The following is a 21,784-nucleotide window of genomic DNA, read 5'->3' on the forward strand; positions in this document are numbered from 1 at the left end:
TGAGTAGCCAGCTTCCAGGAGTAGTGCATGCGTCTGTCGATTCTTCCACGAACGGTCCTGGCCCCGCTGCTGGCCGTCATGCTGGCCTTGTTGAGCTCATTCTCCGCCGCCGCGCCGCAGGCTGCCGTCGACATCCCCATCCCCGATATCCCCTACACAACATTCGTACTGAAAAACGGCCTGACCGTACTTGTGCACGAGGATCACAAATCGCCCGTGGTGGCGGTGAACACCTGGTACCACGTCGGTTCCAAGAACGAGAAACCGGGCAAGACCGGCTTCGCCCACCTGTTCGAGCACCTGATGTTCTCGGGCAGCGCGAATTTCAACAAGACTTTCCTGTCGGCACTGGAGGGCATCGGCGCGACCGACCTGAACGGCACCACCAACAAGGACCGTACGAATTACTTCGAGACGGTGCCGACCTCGATGCTCGACTACGCCCTGTTCGCCGAGAGCGACCGCATGGGCCACCTGCTGGGCGTACTCGACCAGAAGAAGCTGGACCTGCAGCGCGGCGTGGTGCAGAACGAGAAGCGCCAGCGCGAGAACCAGCCTTACGGCGTGGTCGAGCAGATCGTCACCGAAAACACCTGGCCGGCGGCTCACCCGTATTCCTGGACCACGATCGGCTCGATGCTGGACCTCGACGCCGCTTCCATGACGGACGTGACAGAATGGTTCCGGAGCAATTACGGTCCGAACAATGTGGTGCTGGTGCTGGCCGGCGACATCACGCCCGCGCAGGCCCGCGAGAAGGTCGAGAAATACTATGGCGACATTGCGCCCGGTCCGCCGGTGGCCACGCAGCGTGCCTGGGTAGCAAAGCGCAGCGGTACCCATCGCAGCAGCGTGCAGGACCGCGTGCCGCAGGCGCGCATCTACCGCATCTGGAACGTGCCGGGCGCGGATACGCCGGAAGAGGCCTTGCTCGACCTGGCCGCCCACGTGCTGGGCGGCAGCAAGACCTCGCGCCTGTACCAGCGCCTGGTGGTCAAGGAAGAGCTGGCGACCTCGGCCTTTGCCAGCGACGATTCCAGCGAGATCGCCGGCCAGTTCGGCATCAACCTGACGGCCCGCCCCGGCGCCGACGTGGCGCGCATGGAGCGCGTGGCCGACGAGGAATTGCGGACCCTCCTCGCAAGCGGTCCGCGCGAGGACGAGCTGCGCCTGGCAAAGACGGCGATCCTGGCGCAGTACGCGCGCACCGTCGAGCGGGTCGGCGGCTTCGGCGGCAAGAGCGACATGCTGGCGCGCTGCATGAGCTTCACCGGCAATCCGGACTGCTACAAGATCTACCTGAAGCGCATCCAGGCGGCGACCCCGGCGATGGTACGCCAGGCCATGCTGGCGTGGCTGAGCGACGGCGACTACATCCTGCAGGTCGATCCCTTCCCGGCCGGCCTGGCGCCGTCGGTGACGGACCTGGACCGCAGCAAGGGCCCCCCTCTCGGAAAACCGGAGCAGCTGCACCTGCCGCCGATGCAATCGGCAAGCCTGTCGAACGGCCTGAAGGTGGTGCTGGCCGAGCGCCACGGCGCGCCGGTGGTGAACCTGTCGATGATGATCGATGCCGGCTTCGCCTCCGATTCGCATGAACTACCGGGCCTGGCGAGCCTGAGCTTGCGCATGCTGGAAGAGGGAACCCGCACGCGGTCCTCGCTGCAGGTCAGCGCCGAGCTGGAAGCGCTGGGGGCCTCGTTCGGGACTGCCACCAACCTCGACGGCGCCTTCGTCAACATGAACGTCCTGAGCCCGACCCTGCCGCAGGCCCTGGAGCTGTATGCCGACCTGGTGCTGCACCCATCCTTCCCGCAGGCGGATTTCGAACGCCTGCAGCGCGACCGCATTGCCGCCATCAGGCGCGAGAAGACGGTGCCGCGCGCGATGGCGCTGCGCGTGCTGCCGGGACTCATCTATGGCAAGGACCACGCCTACGGACTGCCGCTGACCGGTACCGGCCTTGAAGCGGCGGTGGCGCGCATGACGCGGGCCGACCTGGTGCGCTACCACCAGGCCTGGTTCAAGCCGGGCAATGCGAGCCTGCTGGTGGTCGGCGACACCACCATGGCCACCCTGAAACCCTTGCTGGAAAAGGCCTTCGCCGGCTGGCAGGCGGGGGCCGTGCCGCAAAAGAATGTGGCCCGGGTCGCGCAGCCGGACCGGAGCGTCATCTACCTGATCGACCGCCCCGGCGCCCTGCAGAGCGAGATCGTCGCTGCCCAGCTGGCGCCGCCGCGCAATTCGCCGGATGCGGTGGCGCTGAACCTGCTGAACGATGTGTTCGGCGGCACCTTCAGCTCGCGCCTGAACATGGACCTGCGCGAAGACAAGCACTGGTCGTACGGCGTTGGCTCCTCGCTGGTGGCGGCGGTGGGGCAGCGCATCCTGTTCAGCGCTTCGCCGGTGCAGACCGACAAGACGGCGCCGGCCCTGCGCGAGCTGGTCCGGGAATACGCCGACATCGCCGGCGCCCGGCCCATCACCCAGCCGGAGCTGAAGGCGGCCCAGGACAACGAAACCCTGGGCTTGCCCGGCGCCTTCGAGACCATCGCCCAGCTCAGCAATGGCTACGCCACCATCCTGCAGTACGGCTTGCCCGAGGACTATTACAACACCTACACGGACAAGGTACTGGGCGTGGCGCCGGCCGAGCTGAATGCGCTGGCGGCCCGGACCATCTTGCCGAAGCAGCAGGTGTGGATCGTGGTGGGCGACATGCGCAAGATCGAGACCGAGGTGCGCGCGCTGGGCCTGGGCGAGGTGCGCCGCATCGATGCGGATGGGAATCCCGTTCCCTGAGCCTGTTGTTGCAAGAAGTTGTAACGGCCGGGCCGGGCTGGCCTCGGGAAGGGGGTGGTTTTCTGTTACGGTTTGGCACAATTGCCAATCGTGCGTATGGACGAGCGGTGTAACATACGCCTACGAAATTACTTTTTTGATAATAAAAGGAGCCCATCATGAAGACCACGACCATTTCCCTGTCGAGCATCCTGTTCGCTGTCGCCGTGCTGGCCACCGGCTGCCACAAGGCCGAGACCACGACCAACAAGGACATGGGCCCGGCCCAGACCGCAGGCAAGGCCGTCGACGACACCGGCGCCAAAGTTGCTGCCGAAAGCCGTGAAGCCGCAGCCGACGCCAACGCCGCGGCCAACCGCGCCGGCGCGAAAATCGACGCCGCCACCGACCGTGCAGGCGCAAAGATCGACGCCGCCGCTGACCGTACCGCCGCCAACATGCGTGAAGCCGGCGCCGAAGTGCGCCAGGGATCGCACGAAGCCGCGCACAACGTGAAGGAAGGCAGCAAGGATGCGACCGCCGCAACCGGCCGCGCGCTGGAGCGTACCGGCGAGAAGATGCAGAACGCTGCTTCGAAGTAATACCTGTACCGCTCATTTCATCGTTCCCGCCTGCGCGGGAACGATGGGAATCAAGCCTTTTCCTTCTTCTTTTTCTGCTCTTCCTGATATTGGTGATACCGCTCGATATGCTGCTCCCTGCGCAGCACCTTCGAATGCGGATCCAGCGTATAGCCCGTTCCTTCCGGCACGTCGACGCTTCCGCGCCCGTCCGTCATCGGGACGCTCACCACATGATTTCCCACCCTGACCTCGACCGGCATCGGGAAGGGCGTGTTCTTTTCCGTCTTCCAGGCCAGCTGCAAGCTGTTGCCGCTGCGCGTAGCCTGCAGTTCCGGCAGCGCCTTCTGGTACAGATAGGCCTGGAAGAACCAGTCCAGGTCGCGTCCGCTCACGCGCTTGACGATGGCCATGAATTCCGGCGTCGTGCCATAACGCGGCGCGAAGTTGCCGGGACGTGGGTCGGCGGTCCCGTACACTTCTTCGCGCACCGCGCGGAAGAAGGCCTCGTCGCCGATCAGGCCGCGCAGCGTGTGCATGACCAGTGAGCCCTTGTTGTAGATGTCCTGGCCGGGGCCGCCGCGGGAGGTAGCGTAGACGTCTTCTTCCAGCCTCGGCTTGCCGGACACGATCGGTGCCTTGTTCTCGATCATGGCGCGCTGGTGCATCAGCGAAGCGAAATATTCCAGGTCGCCGCGCAGCGCCTGTACGTACAGCGGCTGCATATAGCTGCCCAGGCCTTCGTGCAGCCACATGTCGTCCCAGTTGGCGTTGGTCAATTGGTTGCCGAACCATTCGTGGGCGAACTCATGCTGCAACAGCTCGTCGTAGCCATACGCGGTCTTCGCGTATTTGTTGCCGTAGGCATTGATGGTCTGGTGTTCCATGCCCTTGTGCGGCGTCTCGACCACGCCCATCTTTTCGTCGCCGAAGGGGTAGGGGCCGATCGTGCTTTCGAAAAAGTCCAGCATCTGCGGGAACTCGGCGAACAGCTCCTTCGCGCCTTTTTCGCTCTGCGGCAGGTACCACATGCGTAGCGGGATCAGGTTGCCGTAGCGGCTGCGGTATTCGCCCTCCAGCACTTTATACGGCGCGACGTTGATCGAGATGCCGTAGGTGCTCGGGTTTTTCGTGCGCCAGTGGTAGGTGCGCCAGCCATCCTTTTCATCCATGCCCATCGCGATGCCGTTGCCGGCCGCGACCAGCGGGGCCGGCACGGTGATGTGCTCGTCGACCAGTTTGGCCTTGCCGGTCGGATGGTCGATGCAGGGCCAGAACAGGTCGCAGCCTTCGCCCTGCACGGCGCTCGCCACCCAGGGCTGGCCGTCGGGCGTCTGCGACCAGACGAAGCCGCCGTCCCAGGGCGCCTTCTTGGCCACGTGCGGCTGGCCATGGTACTGCACGCGCACCGCCACCTGCCTGCCGGGCTGCAGCGTCTGCGGCAGGTCGATGCTCAGCTTGCCTTCCGGATTGCGCCAGCTGGCGGCGGCCAGCGGCCGGCCGTCGACCTCGATGGCATCGATCGGCAGGTTGCGGTCCAGGTCGAGCTCGATGCTGCCCACGGGCGCGCGGGTGCCGAAGGTGAGCGTGACGTCGCCGCGGATGCTGCGGCTGGCCGGTTCGATGCGCAGCTTGAGGTCGGCCTTGTCGAATTCGAGCGCCTGCTGGGCCGCGCTGCGCGGGGCGCCGGAAGCCAGGCTGTACTCGGTGAGGGGAGGCTGGGTGGTGGCGCAGGCCGCCAGCAGTACGCTCGTGCCGGCGATGGCGATTTTCTTCATGGTGTGCGGCGTTTGCCGTCTCTGTGTATGATCCAGAGAAATTTATCACAGAGGCAAGGGGTGGTCTGTATTCACGTTCCGCCGCGCGCCGCCGAAACCGCGCCTGGTGAATACTCTGGGCCAAGGAGGAATCAATGAACACACTGGATATCGACATCGGTCGCACGGCCCTCGTGCAGATCGACTTGCAGAACTTTAACGTGAAGCGCGACCTCGTCCCGCATCCGGCCGAACGGGTGGTGGGCAATTGCGTGCTGCTGGCCGGCGAAATGCGCGACCGCGGCGGCATGGTGATCTTCGTGCGGGTGCAGTTGGACGAACTGATGATGCCGGTCGCCGACAATCCGATGTTCAAGCCCGGCACGCCGACCCCGCCGCCGGAAGCGTCCTACATGGCCGAGGAAGCCCAGGTGCAGGCGAGCGACCACGTGGTCACCAAGCGCCAGTGGGGTGCCTTCTACGGCACCGAGCTCGACCAGCTGCTGCGCCGGCGCGGCATCAAGACCATCATCATGAGCGGCATCGCCACCAACTACGGTGTCGAGTCGACCGCGCGCGCGGCCTTCGACCGCGGCTATGAGCTGATCTTCGCGGAAGACGCGATGAGCTCGGGAAATGCCGAAGCGCACAAGCACTGCTGCGACAACGTGTTCCGCAACATGGGCCGGGTGCGTTCGACCCGCGACCTCATCGACGCGCTGCAGGCCGGCACCGGCGACGCCTGATCCGGCCCGCCGGTAAGGGCCCGGCGGGGCCCGTCACCGCGCAGGTGGCGGGCGCCGCGGCAGCGCATCATTTACGGCGGGACGAGGCCTGGGCCTGGTTGTCGGCCTGCGCCTGGGCGTTGGCCTGCGCCTGGGCGCGCGCCTGCTCGCGTTCCTGTTTCTTGGACATGTGGTGGCCCACGGCGCAGCCGACGGCTGCCCCCAGCACGCTGTGGCGGCCGGCCACGTGGCCGCCGACGGCGCCCACGGCCGCGCCTTTCAGGCAGCTGGGTTTGGCATAAGCAACGCCGGTCGAGGCCAGCGACATCACGAGGGATACGGCAATCAGTCGAGCTTTCATGGAATCTCTCCGGTAGATGGCAGCCGGTCGGCCGCTGATGGTTACAGCGTATGCCTGGCGAACGCTGCCGACTGTTCGCCAGTCAACCGAAACAACGATTCCGGCACACTCCAGGTTGACCGGAGCACATTACGATTTGTCCATCAGCCCGGCCGTAATCTCGTACGAGCGCAGGCGCGCCGCGTGGTCGAAGACCTGCGAGGTGATCATCAGTTCGTCGGCGCCGGTGCGCTCGACGAAGGCCTTGAGCTGGGCGGCGACCGTGTCCGGCGCACCGATGGCCGAGCACGACAGGACCGAGTCCAGCATCGAGCGCTCCGGCGGACTCAGCAATTCCAGATAGCCTTCGACCGGCGGTTTCAGCCTGGTCGGACGGCCGCTGCGCAGGTTGATGAAGGCCTGCTGCATCGAGGTCGCGCGGAAGTGCGCCTCGGCGTCGGTATCGGCCGCGAATACGTTAAAGCCGAGCATGACGTAGGGCTTGTCGAGCTGGGCCGACGGGCGGAAGGTGGCGCGGTACAGCTCGATCGCCTGCATCATCATCTGCGGCGCGAAGTGCGAAGCGAAGGCGTACGGCAGGCCGAGGGCGGCCGCCAGCTGGGCGCCGAACAGGCTCGAACCGAGGATCCAGACCGGCACGTCGAGGCCGGCGCCGGGTACGGCGCGTACCTGGCGGCGCGGCGAGTCGGCAAAGTAATCCATCAGTTCCACCACGTCCTGCGGGAACTCATCGGCGTCGGACGCCAGGTTGCGGCGCAGCGCGCGCGCGGTGGTGTGGTCGGAGCCGGGCGCGCGGCCCAGGCCGAGGTCGATGCGGCCGGGGAACAGCGATGCGAGCGTGCCGAACTGTTCGGCGATCACGAGCGGGGAATGGTTCGGCAGCATGATGCCGCCGGCGCCGATGCGGATCGTCGAGGTGCCGTTGGCAACATGGCACATCAGGACGGAGGTTGCCGCACTGGCAATGCCCGGCATGCCGTGGTGTTCGGCCAGCCAGAAGCGGTGGTAGCCCCAGCGCTCGCCATGCTGGGCAAGGTCGAGCGAGTTGCGGAAGGAATCGGAAGCAGTGCCGCCCTCAACGATGGGGGCGAGGTCGAGTATTGAGAGAGGAATCATGGGGCCATGATACGCCGATCGGATTTTTCTCGCCGGCCGTGCCCCCGCTTGACCCCGCTTGGTGCCCTGCCTATGATTGCCCTTCGTTAATCCCTGCCCGGGCCGTCCATGCCACGTTCTTCCCTTCGCCTGCTGTTCGCCGCCGCCTCCGTCGCCGTGTTCCTTGCCGGTTGCGCCTCGCCGCCGCGCTCCTCGATGGGTGCGGGAGCGCAGCCCGCCCAGCTGGATGCCGCGCGCTTCCCGGAGATCGACGCCGCCGTCCTGCAAGCCATCGCGGCCCATCAACTGCCGGGCGCGGTGGTCCACCTCGAGCGCGGCGGCGAGTCCTACGAGCGGGCTTACGGCAAGCTCAGCTACGAGCCGGAGGCGCGGTCCGTCGACACCGGCACGCTGTTCGACGCTGCCTCGCTGAGCAAGGTGCTGGCCACCGCGCCCTCGGTCCTGAAACTGGCGGAAGAGGGCAGGATCGACCTCGACGCGAAACTGGTGGACTACTTTCCGGAATGCGCGAACGGCGGCAAGGACGCCATCACGATCCGGCACCTGCTGACCCACAGCTCGGGCCTGCCGTCCGGCCTGCCGGCCAGACCGGCCTGGCATGGCGACGCCGCCGCCCACGCGCTGGCCTGCAGCCAGGCGGTGACCCATCCGCCCGGCACCTTCTTCCGTTACTCGGACATCAATTACATCCTGCTGGGCCAGTTGGTGCAGAAGGTGTCCGGCATGCCGCTCGACGACTTCGCGCGCACCCGCATCTTCGAACCGCTGCAGATGCGCGACACCGGCTATTCTCCGCTGCGCCGCACCGGCAGCGCCGCGCATGTGCCGGCGGCGCTGATCGCGCCGACCCAGAAGGGCAGGGAGGACGGCGGCGCGGGCCACGGCGACCTCGCGCCCGGCCAGCTGCTGCAGGGCGTGGTGCACGATCCGACCGCGCGCCGCATGGATGGCGTGGCCGGCTCGGCCGGCGTGTTCACCACCGCCCATGACGTCGCGCGCTATGCCCGCATGCTGCTGCGGGGCGGCGAACTGGACGGCGTGCGCATCCTCAGCCCGGACAGCGTGCGCCTGATGACCACGGCGCAATCGCCGGCCGGCATCGAGGCCTTGCGCGGCCTGGGCATGGACATCGCCTCGCCGTATGCGGTGCGGCCGCGCGGTACCCTGTTCCCGGTCGGCAGCTACGGCCATACCGGATTCACCGGCTGCGTCCTGTGGATCGACCCCGGTTCGCGCGCCTTCTACGTACTGCTGTCGAACCGGGTCTACCCGGACGACAAGAGCAAGGTACTGGAACTGTACACCAGGCTGGGCACGCTGGCGGCCCAGGCCGCCGCGGTGGCCGCGCCGACGGGTGCGCCGGCAGTCGCAACCATGCACTAATCCTTACGAAATGTCGCTTTCCCGCGAGCGGTTCTTTTGCCGTACGGCTAACGCGCGCACGCTTTGCCGGGACCGTTTTACACTGCGAGTCCTCAATGCATCTTGTTGATATTGTTGAGCTTTTTGCCCCATATACATTAGGAGAGCGACATGAAAATGAATAAGTTACTGAAGGGCCTGCTGGGAGCTACCGTTGCAATGGCAATGTTCGGTGTCGGCAGCGCTCAGGCGCAAAGCAGCAACGCTTCGACCACCGGCGATACCAACGCCAGCGCACAGGCAGACCAGGCCACCAGCAAATCGTCGACCAAGAAGCACAGCAAGAAGAAGCATACTCGCAAGCATAGCAACAGCGCGGGCTCGAGCAGCAGCGGTTCCACCAGCTCGGGCAGCGGTTCGAGCATGGGTGGCACCAGCACCTCGGGCAGCAGCATGGGCAGCGGCACCTCGGGCACCAGCGGCAGCATGGGTGCCGGCACGTCCGGCAGCAGCGGCACCAGCGGCAGCATGGGTACCGGCACGTCCGGCAGCAGCGGCACCAGCGGCAGCATGGGCACCGGTTCGTCCGGCACCAGCGGCACCAGCGGCAGCATGGGCTCCGGCTCGAGCGGCACCAGCGGCATGAGCGGCAGCACCGGCGCCGGCGGCACCACCTCGTCCGGCATGAGCGGTTCGTCGGGCATGAGCGGTTCGTCCGGCATGAGCGGCACCGGCTCGGGCTCGGGCTCGGGCACCGGCTCCAGCGCTACCGGCACCACCGGCACCGGCACCACCGGTACCGGCACCAGCACCACCAGCGGCGGCACCGGCGGTACCGGCGGCCGCGGCTACTAATCGCTCTCTCGCTCATTGTTGGCGCGCCAGCGCGCAATGACAAACGCCAGCCCGCGGGCTGGCGTTTTTTTATGCCGGAGGCGCTTCAATGCTGCCGCAGGAAGGCGGCAATGGCCGGATGCGTCGCCGCCGGGTCTTCGACCACCGGCAGGTGGCCCAGGCCGGGCAGCGCAACGAATTGCGCCTGCGGGATCGCGCGCCGCACGTCCGCGTGCTCGGCGTAGGCCACGGTCTTGTCCTTCTCGCCCCACACCAGCAGCACCGGCAGGCGGCTTTTGCCGACCTTCTCGAAATCCGGCACCGACGACTCCACTGAAAGATGACGGATGGTCGACAGGATTGCGCGCCCGAAGCCGTCGTAGCGCATCTGCGGCCGGAAGCGTTCGGCCCAGCCGGCCACGCGCTCCGGATGGGCGAAGTCCTCGAGCTGGCTGGCCGCCAGCGAGGGCAGGAACCAGGCGCGCGTCAGCCACTCGCCCACGCCCGGCCAGGCCATCACGCCGATGTCGTGCGGCCGGGTGAGGGGCGCCACCAGCACCAGGCTGCGCACCCGCTCCGGATGCTCGGCGGCGAAGCGTCCGACGATCGCCCCGCCCATCGACAGGCCGAGCAGGTCGGCTTTGGCGATCTGTAGCGTATCCATCAGCTCCACGACCTGGTTGGCGAACAGCTCGCGGTCGTAGTCGACCTTGGGACGGTCGCTCCAGCCGCGTCCGTAGAGGTCGAAGCGGATCACCCGGAAGCCGTCGGCTGCCAGGTCGGCGCTGGTCTTGTCGAACACATAGCTGGGCACCGAAAAGCCGTGCACCAGGATCACCGGGCGCCCCTGCTCGGGACCGGCGATGCGCACGTGGACGATGCCGTGCGACAGCGTGACGAACTGCCCGGGTGCCTGGCGCCGCGCGCTGGCGTCGAGCGGACCGTGCTCCATGTTGCGCGCCAGCGGCACGGCCACGAGGGCGAGCGCAAGGGCGATGGCGACAAGGCCGCCAATGGCAAGCAGGAGCTTGCGCAGGCGGCGTTTCGGTGTCGGTGCGGGTGTCGAAGTGGAATGCGTGGTCATTTGCTATTGCACACTAAACCACGCACAGGCGTCAATCGCCGGTCAGCATGCTGCCGGTGTTGCGGTAGCGCTGGTGCCAGGCAAACGCCTTTTCCAGCACGTGCGGCGTCTGGCCGCCGCGCTGCTGCGCTTCCCTCACGTACTCGCGCAGCATGGTCCTGTACGGCTCGGCCGTGCAGCGCTCGATGATGACCTCGGCGCGCTCGCGCGGCGCCAGGCCGCGCAGGTCGGCCAGGCCCTGTTCGGTGACGACGATGTCGACATCGTGTTCGGTATGGTCGACGTGCGACACCATCGGCACGATCGACGACACGCGGCCGCCCTTGGCGGTCGACTTGGTGGCGAACACCGACAGGTAGGCGTTGCGCGCGAAGTCGCCCGAGCCGCCGATCCCGTTCATCATGTGGGTGCCCCCGACGTGGGTCGAGTTGATGTTGCCGTAGATGTCGGCTTCCAGCGCGGTGTTGATCGCGATGATCCCCAGGCGCCGGATCACTTCCGGATGGTTCGACACTTCCTGCGGACGCAGCACAAGCCGGTCCTTGTAGCGCGCGAAGTCGCGGAACACCTGCGCGCTCTTTTCCGGCGACAGGGTGATCGAGGAGCCGGAAGCGAATTCGAGCTTGCCGGCGTCGAACAGGTCGAAGGTCGAATCCTGCAGCACCTCGGAATACATGGTGAGGTGGTGGAAGGGGCTGTCGACGAAGCCGGCCAGCACGGCGTTGGCGATGGTGCCGATGCCGGCCTGCAGCGGCAGCAGGCTGGGGGTCAGGCGGCCCTTGATGATCTCGTCCTCGAAGAAGCGCACCAGGTGGCCGGCGATGGCGGCGGTCTCCTCGTCCGGCGGCAGCACCGAGGAGGTGCTGTCCGGCTGGTCGGTAATCACGATCGCGACGATCTTTTCCGGCGGGATCTCGATGAAGGGAGTGCCGGCGCGCTGCTCGACCGACATGATCGGGATCGGCTCGCGCATCGGACGTTTCTTCGGGATCCAGATGTCGTGCAGGCCTTCGAGGCCGGTGGTCTGCGCCAGGTTGATTTCGACGATGACCTTGTCGGCCAGGATCGCGAAGCTGGCGCTGTTGCCGACCGAGGTGGTGGGGATGATCGCGCCGCTTTCCGTGATCGCCACCGCTTCCACCACCGCCACGTCGACCGGCTTGATGTGGTGGCTGCGCAGCTGCTCGACGGTCTCGGACAGGTGCTGGTCGATGTACATCACCTCGCCGCGGTTGATGGCGGCGCGCAGCACCGGATCGACCTGGAAGGGCATGCGGCGGGACAGCGCGCCCGCTTCGGTGAGCAGCTTGTCGGTGTCGTTGCCGAGCGAGGCGCCGGTGAGCAGCGTGATCTTCATCGGTTCGCGGCGGGCGCGCTCGGCCAGCGCGGCCGGCACCAGCTTGACGTCGCCGGCGCGGGTGAAGCCGCTCATGCCGACGGTCATGCCGTCCTTGATCCAGCTGGCGGCGTTGTCGGCGCCCGTGACGCGTGCGCGCAGGCGGGCGCAGCGGATTCGATCCAGGTATTCAGTCTTCATTGTGCTAGCTGAGCCGGTAGTCGACCGGCATTAGGGGTGGGGGAAGGGTGGGGTCGCCGAGCGCCGTGCGCAGGTCGATCTCGATGGTGCGGCAGATGGCCTCGAGCGGCAGGTCGTGGTCGGAGGTGCCGAACGGCTCCTCGATCTCGTCGCCGAGGGCATCCAGGCCGAAGAAAGTGTAGGCGACCAGCAGCGTCACCACCGGGGTCAGGTCACCGATCGCGTCGACCAGGCCGAAAGGCAGCAGCACGCAGTACAGGTAGGCGGTGCGGTGCAGCAGCAGGGTGTAGGAAAACGGGATCGGCGTGCCCTGGATGCGCTCGCAGGCGGCGGCCACGCCGGTCATCGCCGACAGGCTGGCGTCGAGGGCCGGGACCAGGCACGGCTCGATGCGGCGCGCGCGCGCCAGCGTCCCGAGGTCGGCGCCCATCTCCAGCATCAGCGCGTGCGGCAGGTTGGGGAGGTGGCGCACGCGCTCCCATTCGACCTTCTCCAGCCAGGGCGCGGCGTCGGCGGCCGGGTCGCTGCGGCGCAGGCGGTGGCGCAGCGCGTGCGCGTAGGCGATCGCGCGCCGGATCATGCGGGTGCGCAGCGCATCCTCATCGACCAGCGACAGGCACTGGCGCGCCAGGTTGCGGCTGCGCAGGACCAGTTCTCCCCACTGCTTGCGGCCTTCCCAGTAGCGGTCGTAGGCGGCGTTGTTGCGAAAGCCGAGGAAGATCGCGAGGGGCAGGCCCATCAGCGTGAAGGGGACCGCGCCGATCGCGATCTTGTGGCCCCACAGCGTGCCTTGGGTGAAGGTGACGGCGATCGCCAGCAGGGTGGTGCCGAGCAGGCTTGTCCAGATGTTCGGCAGGACCGATCCCCGCATGATCAGGAACAGGCGCAGCGGGGAAGGACGGTCGCGGACGATCATGTCTTATTCGGTAACAGAAGCACATCCATTCTGAACCCGGCGGGGCGGATTGACTAATTATGATTCCTGATGGCAGCTATATGGTCCTTGAATGGTGCGGCGCAGCGTGACTGTTTGCTAATTCAGCCAGTTGCGCAGCCCGGCGATCGCTTCTTCCTTGTTCTTTGCCTCGACCTCGATCCACGGCGCGTGGGCGTAGGACGCCGGCATCATCGCGATCAGGTCCGCGTGCTGGCGGTCGTTGAATCCTTCGCGCCCGTTCGAGATGTGCACCAGCTGCTGCGCCGGATCCGGCCAGGTCGCACGGGCTTTCTTCAACATCTCGGCCACGCTGGGGTCATCGTAGCTGGACAGCTTTTCGCTGACGATGTGGTGGTGGGCGTCGAACACCATCGGCACTTGCGCGCGGGTGCAGACGTCGTGGATCTGCTCGGCATTGTAGGCGTACTCGTCGTTCTCGAGGCACAGGCGCAGGCGGATCGGGTCGGGCAGATCCCTGATGCGTTCGACCAAGGCGTCGCTGCGGTTCGCCTTGCCGCCGTGGATCTCGAGCACCGCCCAGGGCGAGCGCGGCTGCTGCAGCAGGTCCATGATGTCGGCGTGCATCTGCAGGATCTTGACGCTGTTGGCCACCACCTCGGCCGAATCGGAACTGAGGACGACGAACTGGTCGGGATGCATCACCAGGCGCAGGCCGAGTTCGGTGGCGCGCTGCCCGGTGCGCGCCAGGCTGGGTGCCAGCGCCTGCATCACCTCGCGCCCGACATCCTCGTCGAAGAAGGGGAAGATCGAGGATGGCAGGCGGTACAGGCGGATCCCTTCGCGCTTGCAGTACTGCAGGGCGCCGTCGAGGGTCTGGATGTTGTCGCGGTAAATATCGTCGAGCACCTTGCGCTGTCCGGCGTCGGACTGCTCGAGCAAGCGCTTGCGCGTGACGGTGCGGTAGCGGACGTCCTTCGATACCGTGATGCAGACCAGGCCGAGCTCAGGAGACATAGTGCAGCAGAATCGTTGATGGGCAGGCCATGTTCCAACGATTCGCTGCCCCGGTCAAACGCGTGCCGTGCCGCAATTTCTTCAAACCGGGGTCAGAGCCCGATTTTTGGCAATTGCCCAAAATCGGGCTCTGACCCCGGTCTGTTTTACATCAAACGAGGGGGAGGGTCACGGTGAAGGTGCTGCCCTGGCCCTGGCCGGGGCTGCTGGCGGCGACCTGGCCGCCGTGCAGTTCGACCAGTTTGCGCACCAGCGCCAGGCCGAGGCCGAGGCCGCCCTGGGCGCGGTCGAGGGTGCGCGAGCCCTGGGTGAACAGGTCGAATACCACCGGCAGCAGGTCGGGGCCGATGCCGGTGCCGTTGTCGCGCACGGTCAGGCGCGCCCGGCCTTCGTGTTCGTCCAGCACGACCGCGATGCGGCCGCCTTCGTGGGTGTACTTGGCGGCGTTGTTGAGCAGGTTGGCCGCCACCTGCACCAGGCGGGTATGGTCGCCGTCGACCATCAATGCATGGTCCGGCAGCGCCACCTCCAGCTGGTGGCGGCGCGCCTCGACCAGGGGCCGCGACTGCTCGACCGCTTCGCTTGCCACACGCCGCAGGTCGGTCGGCTGGCGGTTGATCTTGACCAGGCCGCGCGTCACGCGCGAGACGTCGAGCAGGTCGTCGACCAGGTGGCGCATGTGGGCGACCTGGCGCGCGATGATCTCGCTGATCTGCTTGACGCGCGGTTCGCCGGAATAGGCGATGCGCAGCATATCGGCCGCGCTGCCGATCGGCGCCAGCGGATTGCGCAGCTCGTGCGCCAGCATCGCCAGGAATTCGTCCTTGCGGCGGTCCGCCAGCTGTAGCGCTTCCTCGGCATGCTTGCGTTCCGTGATGTCGACCGCGATCGCGTGGACCACCGTGCTGCGGCCGTCCGGACCGAGGCCGAGGCGGCCGCGGATGTCGATCCAGATGGTGCGGCCGTCGTCGGGGCGGCGGATGCGCGGGGTGGCGCGGTAGACGCCGCCTTCGCGCACGGCCTGTTCGACGCTCTCGGCCAGCTGCGCGTGGTCGTCGGGATGGACCAGCTCCCACAGCTCGGCGACATTGCTCCAGTGCTTGCCGAACACGCTGTGCAGGTTGGCCGAGAAGCTGACCGAGCCCTTGACCGGATCGCGCTCCCACACCGCCATGCGCGCCGCCACCAGGCCCTGTTGCAGCCGCTCTTCGCTGTAGCGCACTGCGCGCTCGGCCTCTTCGAGCTGGCTGACGTCGGTGCAGGTACCGAACCATTGGAGGATGCGCCCGCCGGCGTCGCGCAGCGGTGCGATCGAACAGAAGAAGCTGCGGTAACGCCCGTCCGCGCCGCGCAGCGGGAAGGTCATCTGGTCGGGCAGGCCGCTGACGATGGCCTGGCGCCAGCGGCGCATGACCTCGGGCAGGACGTTCGGGTCGTGCAGTTTCTGCCAGTCCTCGATGGCGACCTTGCCCGGCTCGGCGCCGGCGAACTCGTACCAGCGGTCGTTGAACCAGAGGATGTTGCCGTCCGGGTCCGCCATCCACACCAGCTGCGGGATGTTGTTCGACAGCTGGTGGAACTTGCGGCGCTCCGCCTCCAGGTGCGCGTGCTGCTCGTACAGGCGGTCGAGCATGCGGTTGATGGCGCCGGCCAGGCTGACCACCTCGCGGCTGCCCTCCAGCGGCGCGCGCTGCTGGCTGATGCCGGCGTCGCCCAGGCTGGCCGAAAACGCTTCCAGGCCGCGCAGGTCGCGCGTCAGGCCCAGCGCCAGGCGCTGCGCCAGCAGGAACACCAGCAGCGCCAGCGCGACCGTGATCGCGCCGACCAGCAGGTATTGCGGCGCCGGCGTGCCGAGCGGCTCGGCCAGCCGGCGCTCGTCCTCGCGCAGCACCAGCCCGAGGTGGGCCAGGCCGGACGGCAGCGGTACCGGCGCGCTGATCTCGCGCGCCTGCGGCCGCTGCGCATTGCCGGGTCCGAGCACGGCCCACGGCGTCGGCTTGAGGTCGGCCAGGCGGATCTTGTACATCAGCGCGCCTTCCGGCGTGCGAGTGCGCGTGTAGCGCAGCAGGTAGACCCCGACCAGTTCGCCGTCCAGCAGGGCGGGGCGCTCGTCGCCGCTGGCCAGGCGCTCGCGCAGCCAGGCGGCTTCGCGCTCGCCGAAGCCGGTGCCGCCGTTGTCGGCGATTTTCTGTCCCTCGAAATCGGTGAACAGGACCTGCACCGGAATCCCGTTCATCTGGCGCAGGCCGTGCAGGAAGGGTGTCAGGTAGGTTTCCTTGCCGGCGCTGTCGACCAGGGCGGTAGCCAGGATCGGACTGGCCGCGACGTCCTTCAGGCGGGTGCTCAGCGCTTCCAGATTGTGGCCGACGGTGGTGGCGTGGAAGCTCACCTCGCGCTGCTGCAGCAGGTCGTTAGCGCGCTCGCGCTGGCGGTCGATCAGCCACAGCGACACGATCGAAATCAGGAGCATGGCGGCCGCGGTCAGGATCGCGGCGGCGATCGCGAAACGCCGCGACAGCCCGGCGGGACGGGAAGCCGGCGCCATCCTTACTCCTGGGCCGGCACCAGCACGCCGTCGTCGCGGTAGCGTGCCATCAGCAGTTCGCCCGGCCCCAGCGCCTCGTGGCGGGCCGGCGTGAAGGGCGGTGCATAGTTCTTGACCAGGCCGCGCCAGGCCGGCAGATGCTCGAGCGCGTCGCGGACAAGCCGGCGGTCGGTGCTGCCGGCCCGGTCGATCGCCAGCGCCAGGATGTGGGTCAGGTCATACGCGTGGGCCACGCCGACCGGGCCCTGGATGTCCTCGATGCGCCTGACCGGCGACACCTTGGCGGCGCTGGCCAGGAAGCGCCGCACGCGCGCCGGGTCGGCCTTCCAGAAGCTGAAGGTCTGGATCACGGAAAAATCGACCTGCTGCAGGGCCGGGCCGGCGAGTTTGGCGAATTCGCCGCCGGTCACGCCCCAGTGGCTCAGGATCGGCAGCCGCTGCTCCTTCGGCAGCGCGGCAACCTCGCGCACCAGCACCGCCGCCTCGTCGTCGTTCGCCACCAGCACGATGGCCTGGGCGCCGGCGGCGCGCAGCTGCTGGTATTTGCCGACCAGCGAACTGTCGCGCCAGTTGTACCAGGACGTGCCGGCGATCGTCATGCCGTGGATGGCGGGCACCGCCCGCTCGGCCGCCTCGGCGTTGCTGCGGCCCCAGGACGTGTTCGTCAGCAGCAGGCCGACCCGGTCCAGCCGGCGCCGGTGCGCCGCCTGCAGGAGCCTGGGCATGGCCAGCGAATCGCGCAGCGACAGGCGGTAGACGTAGTTCGGCCGCATGTCGTTGTCGACGATCGCGTCGGCCGAGGACCACGGCGCCATGAACAGGATGCGGGTCGACTTCAGGGTCGGCAGCTCCTCGATGATGACCGGGCTGAAGCGGCCGCCGAACACGGCCACCAGGCCCGGCATGCGCGCGAATTCCTGGATATTGCGGATGCCGCGCGCAGGGATCGAGCGATGGTCCTTGGTCACCAGTTCGAGCGGGCGTCCGCCGAGCACGCCGCCGGCCGCGTTGATCTCGGCGATCGCGGTGCGCATGCCCAGTTCCACGGCCTGGGCCGAGGTGCTGTTGTCCAGTCCAAACTCGCCGTCGATCCCCAGCAGCACCGGCTGCGGCCCGGCCGCCTGCGCCAATCCGCCGGACAGGACGGCACAGGCGAGGCTGCGGCGCAGCCAGCGGACCAGACGGGAAGGCGGGAATCGAGTATTCACTGTAAGGATGAAGTTTAAAAATGGGGGGCAGTCATTTTAACTTTTTTGTTGACTTGCCCCGGCTTTCTTCGCAGATCGTAATATTTCTATATAGGAATTGATAACAAAGTTGTGGCCGACATGCAACTGCAGTGCGTGACCAAGTGCTGGCAGGCTAGGGCGCGCGCTGCCTGCCGCAAGTTCGGCAGAATGGTCACCATTGCGAACGACGCACAGGAGATCGACATGGCAAACCAGCAAAAAGATGCTTCACGCAGCGATACGAGCTCGCCGGGCGGCGCCCAGCCGGTGCAGGGGCAGTCGGGCAAGGTCGGCAGCGAGGTCGCGGGCAAGGTGGGCGGCACCGATGCCGCGGCGGGCGCGCGGATGGCCGGTGCCGGCAACCGGGGCGGATCGGGCGCGCCGCGGCAGGAGCCCGACGGCGCCGCGCAGGGGCAACAACTGAGCCCTGGCGCGGGCGCGGCGGTGGCCGGCGGCACCGGCCTGGGCGAAGCGGCCAGCGCCGACGACAGCCGGACTGGCACCAGCAGCGGCGAGGGAGCTTCACTGACCGGGGGTGACCCCAGCAGCGGCAAGGTGCCGCCGCCGACCAACAAGGGTGGGGCTTCCTCGGCTTGATTGCCATTCCACGACACGTCGTCCCCGCGCAGGCGGGAACGACGGGAATACGATGCAAAAACTCCTCGTCATCTCCGGCCTCATCCTCCTGGCCGCCGGCCTCGCCTGGCCCTGGCTGCGCCGCCTGCCGCTGGGCCGCTTGCCCGGCGACATCCACATCGTCCGCGAAGGTTTCAGCTTCAACTTCCCGATCGTGACCTGCCTGGTCATCTCGGTGGTGGTCTCGCTGCTGCTGTGGTTTTTCCGCCGATAAGCAAGATAGCGCTTGAAATACTCCGGCTATACTCCATATGGCGTATAAGGAGAGTATTTTATGAAACTTGTCGAAGCAAAGCCAAAATTTCCCGACACCGAAAAGGTCACGATCAACCTTGGCCTGGTCGACCTCGCGCAGATGGACCTGCTGGTCGAGGAAGGCTTTTATACGAACCGGACCGACTTCGTGCGCATGGCGATCCGCAACCAGTTGCAGCTGCACGGCGAGGCGATCCGCCAGACCGTGACGCGCAAGCGCTACGTGATGGGCATGCAGCGTTACGCGAAGGCCGAGCTGGAAAAGACGGTCGCCGCCGGCGAACGGCTCGAGATCCACGTGCTCGGCCTGGCATCCATCGACGACGACGTCACGCCCGAGCTGGCGCGCCAGGCGATCGCCTCCATCCACGTGCTGGGGGCCTTCCTGGCCTCGAACGCTGTCAAGGCGGCGCTTGCCGACCGCATCCAATCCTGAGGAATAACATGAAACCCTACGAAAATTTTGTCGAGAACATCCTGGGCGCAGTGCGCTCCAGCCAGGGCAAGAACCCGGCCGCCGCCACGGCGATCATCCAGGAGGCCCTGCAGGCGGCCGGCCTGATGGGCGCGGCCACGCCGCCGACCCGTGCAACTGAGCCGGCAGGCAAGGCGCCCTTCGTCGACCTGAACCCGCCGCCGGCCTGGTCGCCGGGCGCGCGCCGGCGCGCAGCCGGGCCGGATGGCGGCACAGGCGCAAGCACAGGCGCAAGCGCAAGCGGACTCCAGGACTGGATGGCGCGCCTGAAAGCGGGGCTGCCCGGACAGGGCATGCCCGGCCGCGACAGGAGCGTCGATCCCGCCACGCATGGCCCCGGCCAGTTCCTGGAAGGCAGCTTCACCAACGAAGCCGGCACCCGCCGCTACCGGCTGTACGTGCCGGCCAAGCCGGCGTCCGGGCCGCGTCCCCTGGTGGTGATGCTACACGGCTGCAAGCAGGATCCGGAAGACTTCGCCGCCGGCACCACGATGAACCTGCTGGCCGAAGAGAGCGGCTGCCTGGTGCTGTACCCGGAGCAGGCTGCCGGCGCCAACCATTCGCAGTGCTGGAACTGGTTCGAAGCGAAACATCAACAGCGCGACCAGGGAGAGCCCTCGCTGATCGCCGGCATGACGCGGCAAGTCGTGCGCGAGCATGGCGGCGACCCGGGACGCGTGTATGTGGCGGGCCTGTCGGCCGGCGGCGCGATGGCGGCCGTGATGGCGGCGGCCTATCCCGAGCTGTACGCCGCCGCCGGTGTGCATTCGGGGCTGCCGGCCGGCGGGGCGCACGACCTGATGTCCGGACTGAACGCGATGAAGGGCGCGCCGAAGAAGATGCGCGCAGGCGCGAAGCTCGGCAAGCCGGTGCCGGTGATCGTCTTCCACGGCGACCGTGACGCCATCGTTCACCCGTCCAACGGCCAGGCCGCCTTCCACCAGTTCACGCAGGACGCAGGCGGGCGCGGGCTGGAGCAGCGCGAAGAACGTGGCCAGGGGCATACCCGCGTCATGGCGCTGGACGACGCCGGACGGGTCGTGGCGGAACACTGGCTTCTCCATGGCGCCGGCCACGCCTGGTCGGGCGGCAGCACGGCCGGCTCGTATGCCGATCCGTCCGGCCCGAACGCCTCGGCCGAGATGTTGCGCTTTTTCCTTGGCGATTGAAGCCTCGGGCCGCCGCCCTTGTTGGCGGCGGCCCGGATTGTTATGCTTGCGGCTTCGCACATACGGAGCAACATCATGGTTTCCCTGCAAGAGCAGCTGCTGAAGGCCGGCCTGGTCGACAAGAAAAAGGTCAAGGCGGCCAACCAGGAAAAGAGCAAGCAGCACAAGATCGAGCTTCGCACCGGCGTGGAGAAGCAGAACGAGGCGCGCGAGGCGGCGCTGGAAGTGCAGCGCAAGAACGCCGAGCGCGCGCGCGAACTGAACGCCCAGCGCGACGCCGCCGCAGCGCAAAAGGCGGTCGCCGCGCAGATCGCGCAGATGGTCAAGACCAACCGCCAGCCCAAGGGCAACGGCGACATTCCCTACAACTTCACGATCGGTACCAAGATCGAACGGATCCACGTGTCCGAGAAGGTGCGCGAGCACCTGGTGGCGGGCCGCCTGAGCATCGTCAGCATTGGGGGCGGCTTCGAGCTGGTGCCGCGCGTGATCGCCGACAAGATCGCCGAGCGCGCGCCCGACATCGTGGTGCGCGTCGCCAAGGCCGCGCCGCAAGCGGTCGAGGAAGACGATCCCTACGCCGACTTCAAGATCCCGGACGACTTCACCTGGTAAGCGGCGTCAGCGCGCCTGCCTGGTCGCCTCCAGCCGGTCCAGGTCGAAGCCCTGGCGTTCGAGCCGGTCGAGCAGGGCGGCGTAGGCCTGGCGCGGCACGGTCGGGGTGCGCGATAGGATCCACAGGTATTCCCGCTTCGGTTCGCTGACCGCGGCCAGTTGATACTCCGGGTCGAGGTCGATCACCCAGTAGTCGCCCCAGACCATCGGCAGGAAGGACAGCCAGCCCGGCGCGAAGCGCACTTCGAGCTTCGGCGAATCGGCCGGGCCGAGCTGGCGGGCGACGCCGGCGGCCTCGATGAAGCGTCCGTCGGCGCGCCGGCAGCGGTTGACGACCTGCAGGGTCTTGTCCGGCAGCAGGCTGTAGTGCGCGGTGGTGTAGCCGTCGCAACCCTTCTGGAAGCGGTTCGGGTACTTCGCGATCTCGTACCAGGCGCCGAGGTAGCGCGGCACGTCGAGGGAGTCGATCGGGACCAGATCGGCGTGCTCATGGCGCTCGCGCGCGGCGGCCAGCACGGTGAGGGTGGCGCCGAGCAGGCCCAGGGCCAGCAGGGCGAGGCGGGAAACGGGAACGGGCATGGCGTCGATCGATGGTCGGTAACGGCGCCAGCTTAGCACCTGCGGGTCGATGCCGGCGCCGAAGCGGTCCAGCACGAACAGCGCCACCAGGGTCGCGCCAACCAGGGCGCTCCACAGCAGCGCCGGACGCAGGCCGCCGGGCAGCATCGCCACCGCCGCTACCGGGAAATTGATGACTTTGCGTGCATGGTGTAAAAAAACGCCAGCCTCACCGGCTGGCGTTGTGCTGGC

At 67.4% G+C, this 21,784-nt stretch carries 20 protein-coding genes; 10 read left to right on the forward strand and 10 right to left on the reverse strand.

Going from position 1 to position 21,784, the window contains the following annotated elements:
- The first annotated feature begins 27 nt into the window (after positions 1-27).
- Positions 28-2,802 (forward strand): M16 family metallopeptidase, encoded by a 2,775-nt coding sequence (locus ACI48D_RS11455; protein ID WP_435571346.1) that lies wholly within the window; start codon positions 28-30, stop codon positions 2,800-2,802.
- 158 nt (positions 2,803-2,960) lie between these two features.
- Positions 2,961-3,383 carry a hypothetical protein gene (locus ACI48D_RS11460; protein ID WP_435571347.1) on the forward strand — a complete coding sequence of 141 codons (423 nt, stop codon included), beginning with the start codon at positions 2,961-2,963 and terminating at the stop codon, positions 3,381-3,383.
- A 50-nt stretch (positions 3,384-3,433) separates the two neighbouring features.
- On the opposite strand, the gene ACI48D_RS11465 is transcribed toward ACI48D_RS11460, so the two are convergent.
- Positions 3,434-5,140 carry a M1 family metallopeptidase gene (locus ACI48D_RS11465; protein ID WP_435571348.1) on the reverse strand — a complete coding sequence of 569 codons (1,707 nt, stop codon included), beginning with the start codon at positions 5,138-5,140 and terminating at the stop codon, positions 3,434-3,436.
- A gap of 134 nt (positions 5,141-5,274) precedes the next feature.
- On the opposite strand from ACI48D_RS11465, the gene ACI48D_RS11470 reads away from it, so the two are divergent.
- A complete protein-coding gene (locus ACI48D_RS11470; RefSeq protein ID WP_435571349.1) occupies positions 5,275-5,865 on the forward strand; it encodes an isochorismatase family protein in 591 nt (196 codons plus the stop codon).
- Between the two features lie 67 nt (positions 5,866-5,932).
- Here ACI48D_RS11470 and ACI48D_RS11475 read toward each other — a convergent pair whose 3' ends face one another.
- On the reverse strand, positions 5,933-6,205 hold the full coding sequence (locus ACI48D_RS11475) for a hypothetical protein (protein ID WP_435571350.1): 273 nt from the start codon (positions 6,203-6,205) through the stop codon (positions 5,933-5,935).
- Positions 6,206-6,334: 129 nt separating this feature from the next.
- Complete coding sequence (locus ACI48D_RS11480; protein WP_435571351.1) at positions 6,335-7,321, reverse strand: LLM class flavin-dependent oxidoreductase; 987 nt, start codon at positions 7,319-7,321, stop codon at positions 6,335-6,337.
- 108 nt (positions 7,322-7,429) lie between these two features.
- Here ACI48D_RS11480 and ACI48D_RS11485 point away from each other — a divergent pair, with 108 nt between their 5' ends.
- Positions 7,430-8,704: a serine hydrolase domain-containing protein gene (locus ACI48D_RS11485; RefSeq protein ID WP_435571352.1), complete on the forward strand. Its 1,275-nt coding sequence runs from the start codon at positions 7,430-7,432 to the stop codon at positions 8,702-8,704.
- Positions 8,705-8,854: 150 nt separating this feature from the next.
- The gene (locus ACI48D_RS11490) at positions 8,855-9,538 is read left to right on the forward strand and encodes a hypothetical protein (RefSeq protein WP_435571353.1); all 684 of its coding nucleotides are present in this window, start codon (positions 8,855-8,857) and stop codon (positions 9,536-9,538) included.
- A gap of 85 nt (positions 9,539-9,623) precedes the next feature.
- Here ACI48D_RS11490 and ACI48D_RS11495 read toward each other — a convergent pair whose 3' ends face one another.
- The 6 genes from ACI48D_RS11495 to ACI48D_RS11520 form a co-directional block, all read right to left on the reverse strand.
- The gene (locus tag ACI48D_RS11495) at positions 9,624-10,601 is read right to left on the reverse strand and encodes an alpha/beta fold hydrolase (protein WP_435571354.1); all 978 of its coding nucleotides are present in this window, start codon (positions 10,599-10,601) and stop codon (positions 9,624-9,626) included.
- A 31-nt stretch (positions 10,602-10,632) separates the two neighbouring features.
- Positions 10,633-12,138: an acetyl-CoA hydrolase/transferase family protein gene (locus ACI48D_RS11500; RefSeq protein ID WP_435571355.1), complete on the reverse strand. Its 1,506-nt coding sequence runs from the start codon at positions 12,136-12,138 to the stop codon at positions 10,633-10,635.
- Positions 12,139-12,142: 4 nt separating this feature from the next.
- The gene (locus ACI48D_RS11505) at positions 12,143-13,054 is read right to left on the reverse strand and encodes a bestrophin family protein (protein ID WP_435571356.1); all 912 of its coding nucleotides are present in this window, start codon (positions 13,052-13,054) and stop codon (positions 12,143-12,145) included.
- 117 nt (positions 13,055-13,171) lie between these two features.
- Entirely contained in the window at positions 13,172-14,050 is an 879-nt protein-coding gene (gene uvsE / locus ACI48D_RS11510) for a UV DNA damage repair endonuclease UvsE (protein WP_435571357.1), read from the reverse strand.
- A 151-nt stretch (positions 14,051-14,201) separates the two neighbouring features.
- The gene (locus ACI48D_RS11515) at positions 14,202-16,595 is read right to left on the reverse strand and encodes a PAS domain-containing sensor histidine kinase (protein WP_435571358.1); all 2,394 of its coding nucleotides are present in this window, start codon (positions 16,593-16,595) and stop codon (positions 14,202-14,204) included.
- Between the two features lie 2 nt (positions 16,596-16,597).
- Complete coding sequence (locus tag ACI48D_RS11520; RefSeq protein ID WP_435571359.1) at positions 16,598-17,803, reverse strand: ABC transporter substrate-binding protein; 1,206 nt, start codon at positions 17,801-17,803, stop codon at positions 16,598-16,600.
- A gap of 120 nt (positions 17,804-17,923) precedes the next feature.
- Between ACI48D_RS11520 and ACI48D_RS11525 the strand changes: the two genes are divergently transcribed.
- From ACI48D_RS11525 to ACI48D_RS11545, 5 genes are all read left to right on the forward strand, one after another.
- Positions 17,924-18,421 carry a hypothetical protein gene (locus ACI48D_RS11525; protein WP_435571360.1) on the forward strand — a complete coding sequence of 166 codons (498 nt, stop codon included), beginning with the start codon at positions 17,924-17,926 and terminating at the stop codon, positions 18,419-18,421.
- 52 nt (positions 18,422-18,473) lie between these two features.
- Positions 18,474-18,674: a DUF2905 domain-containing protein gene (locus ACI48D_RS11530; RefSeq protein ID WP_435571361.1), complete on the forward strand. Its 201-nt coding sequence runs from the start codon at positions 18,474-18,476 to the stop codon at positions 18,672-18,674.
- 60 nt (positions 18,675-18,734) lie between these two features.
- Positions 18,735-19,151 (forward strand): CopG family transcriptional regulator, encoded by a 417-nt coding sequence (locus tag ACI48D_RS11535; protein WP_435571362.1) that lies wholly within the window; start codon positions 18,735-18,737, stop codon positions 19,149-19,151.
- A gap of 8 nt (positions 19,152-19,159) precedes the next feature.
- Positions 19,160-20,359, forward strand: a complete 1,200-nt coding sequence (locus tag ACI48D_RS11540) for an extracellular catalytic domain type 1 short-chain-length polyhydroxyalkanoate depolymerase (RefSeq protein WP_435571363.1) — start codon at positions 19,160-19,162, stop codon at positions 20,357-20,359.
- A gap of 75 nt (positions 20,360-20,434) precedes the next feature.
- Positions 20,435-20,974 carry a DUF2058 domain-containing protein gene (locus ACI48D_RS11545; RefSeq protein ID WP_435571364.1) on the forward strand — a complete coding sequence of 180 codons (540 nt, stop codon included), beginning with the start codon at positions 20,435-20,437 and terminating at the stop codon, positions 20,972-20,974.
- A 6-nt stretch (positions 20,975-20,980) separates the two neighbouring features.
- On the opposite strand, the gene ACI48D_RS11550 is transcribed toward ACI48D_RS11545, so the two are convergent.
- Complete coding sequence (locus ACI48D_RS11550; RefSeq protein ID WP_435571376.1) at positions 20,981-21,700, reverse strand: lipocalin family protein; 720 nt, start codon at positions 21,698-21,700, stop codon at positions 20,981-20,983.
- Positions 21,701-21,784 lie beyond the last annotated feature (84 nt).

The sequence above is a fragment of the Massilia sp. LXY-6 genome, assembly GCF_051233485.1.
GTDB lineage: Bacteria > Pseudomonadota > Gammaproteobacteria > Burkholderiales > Burkholderiaceae_D > Telluria.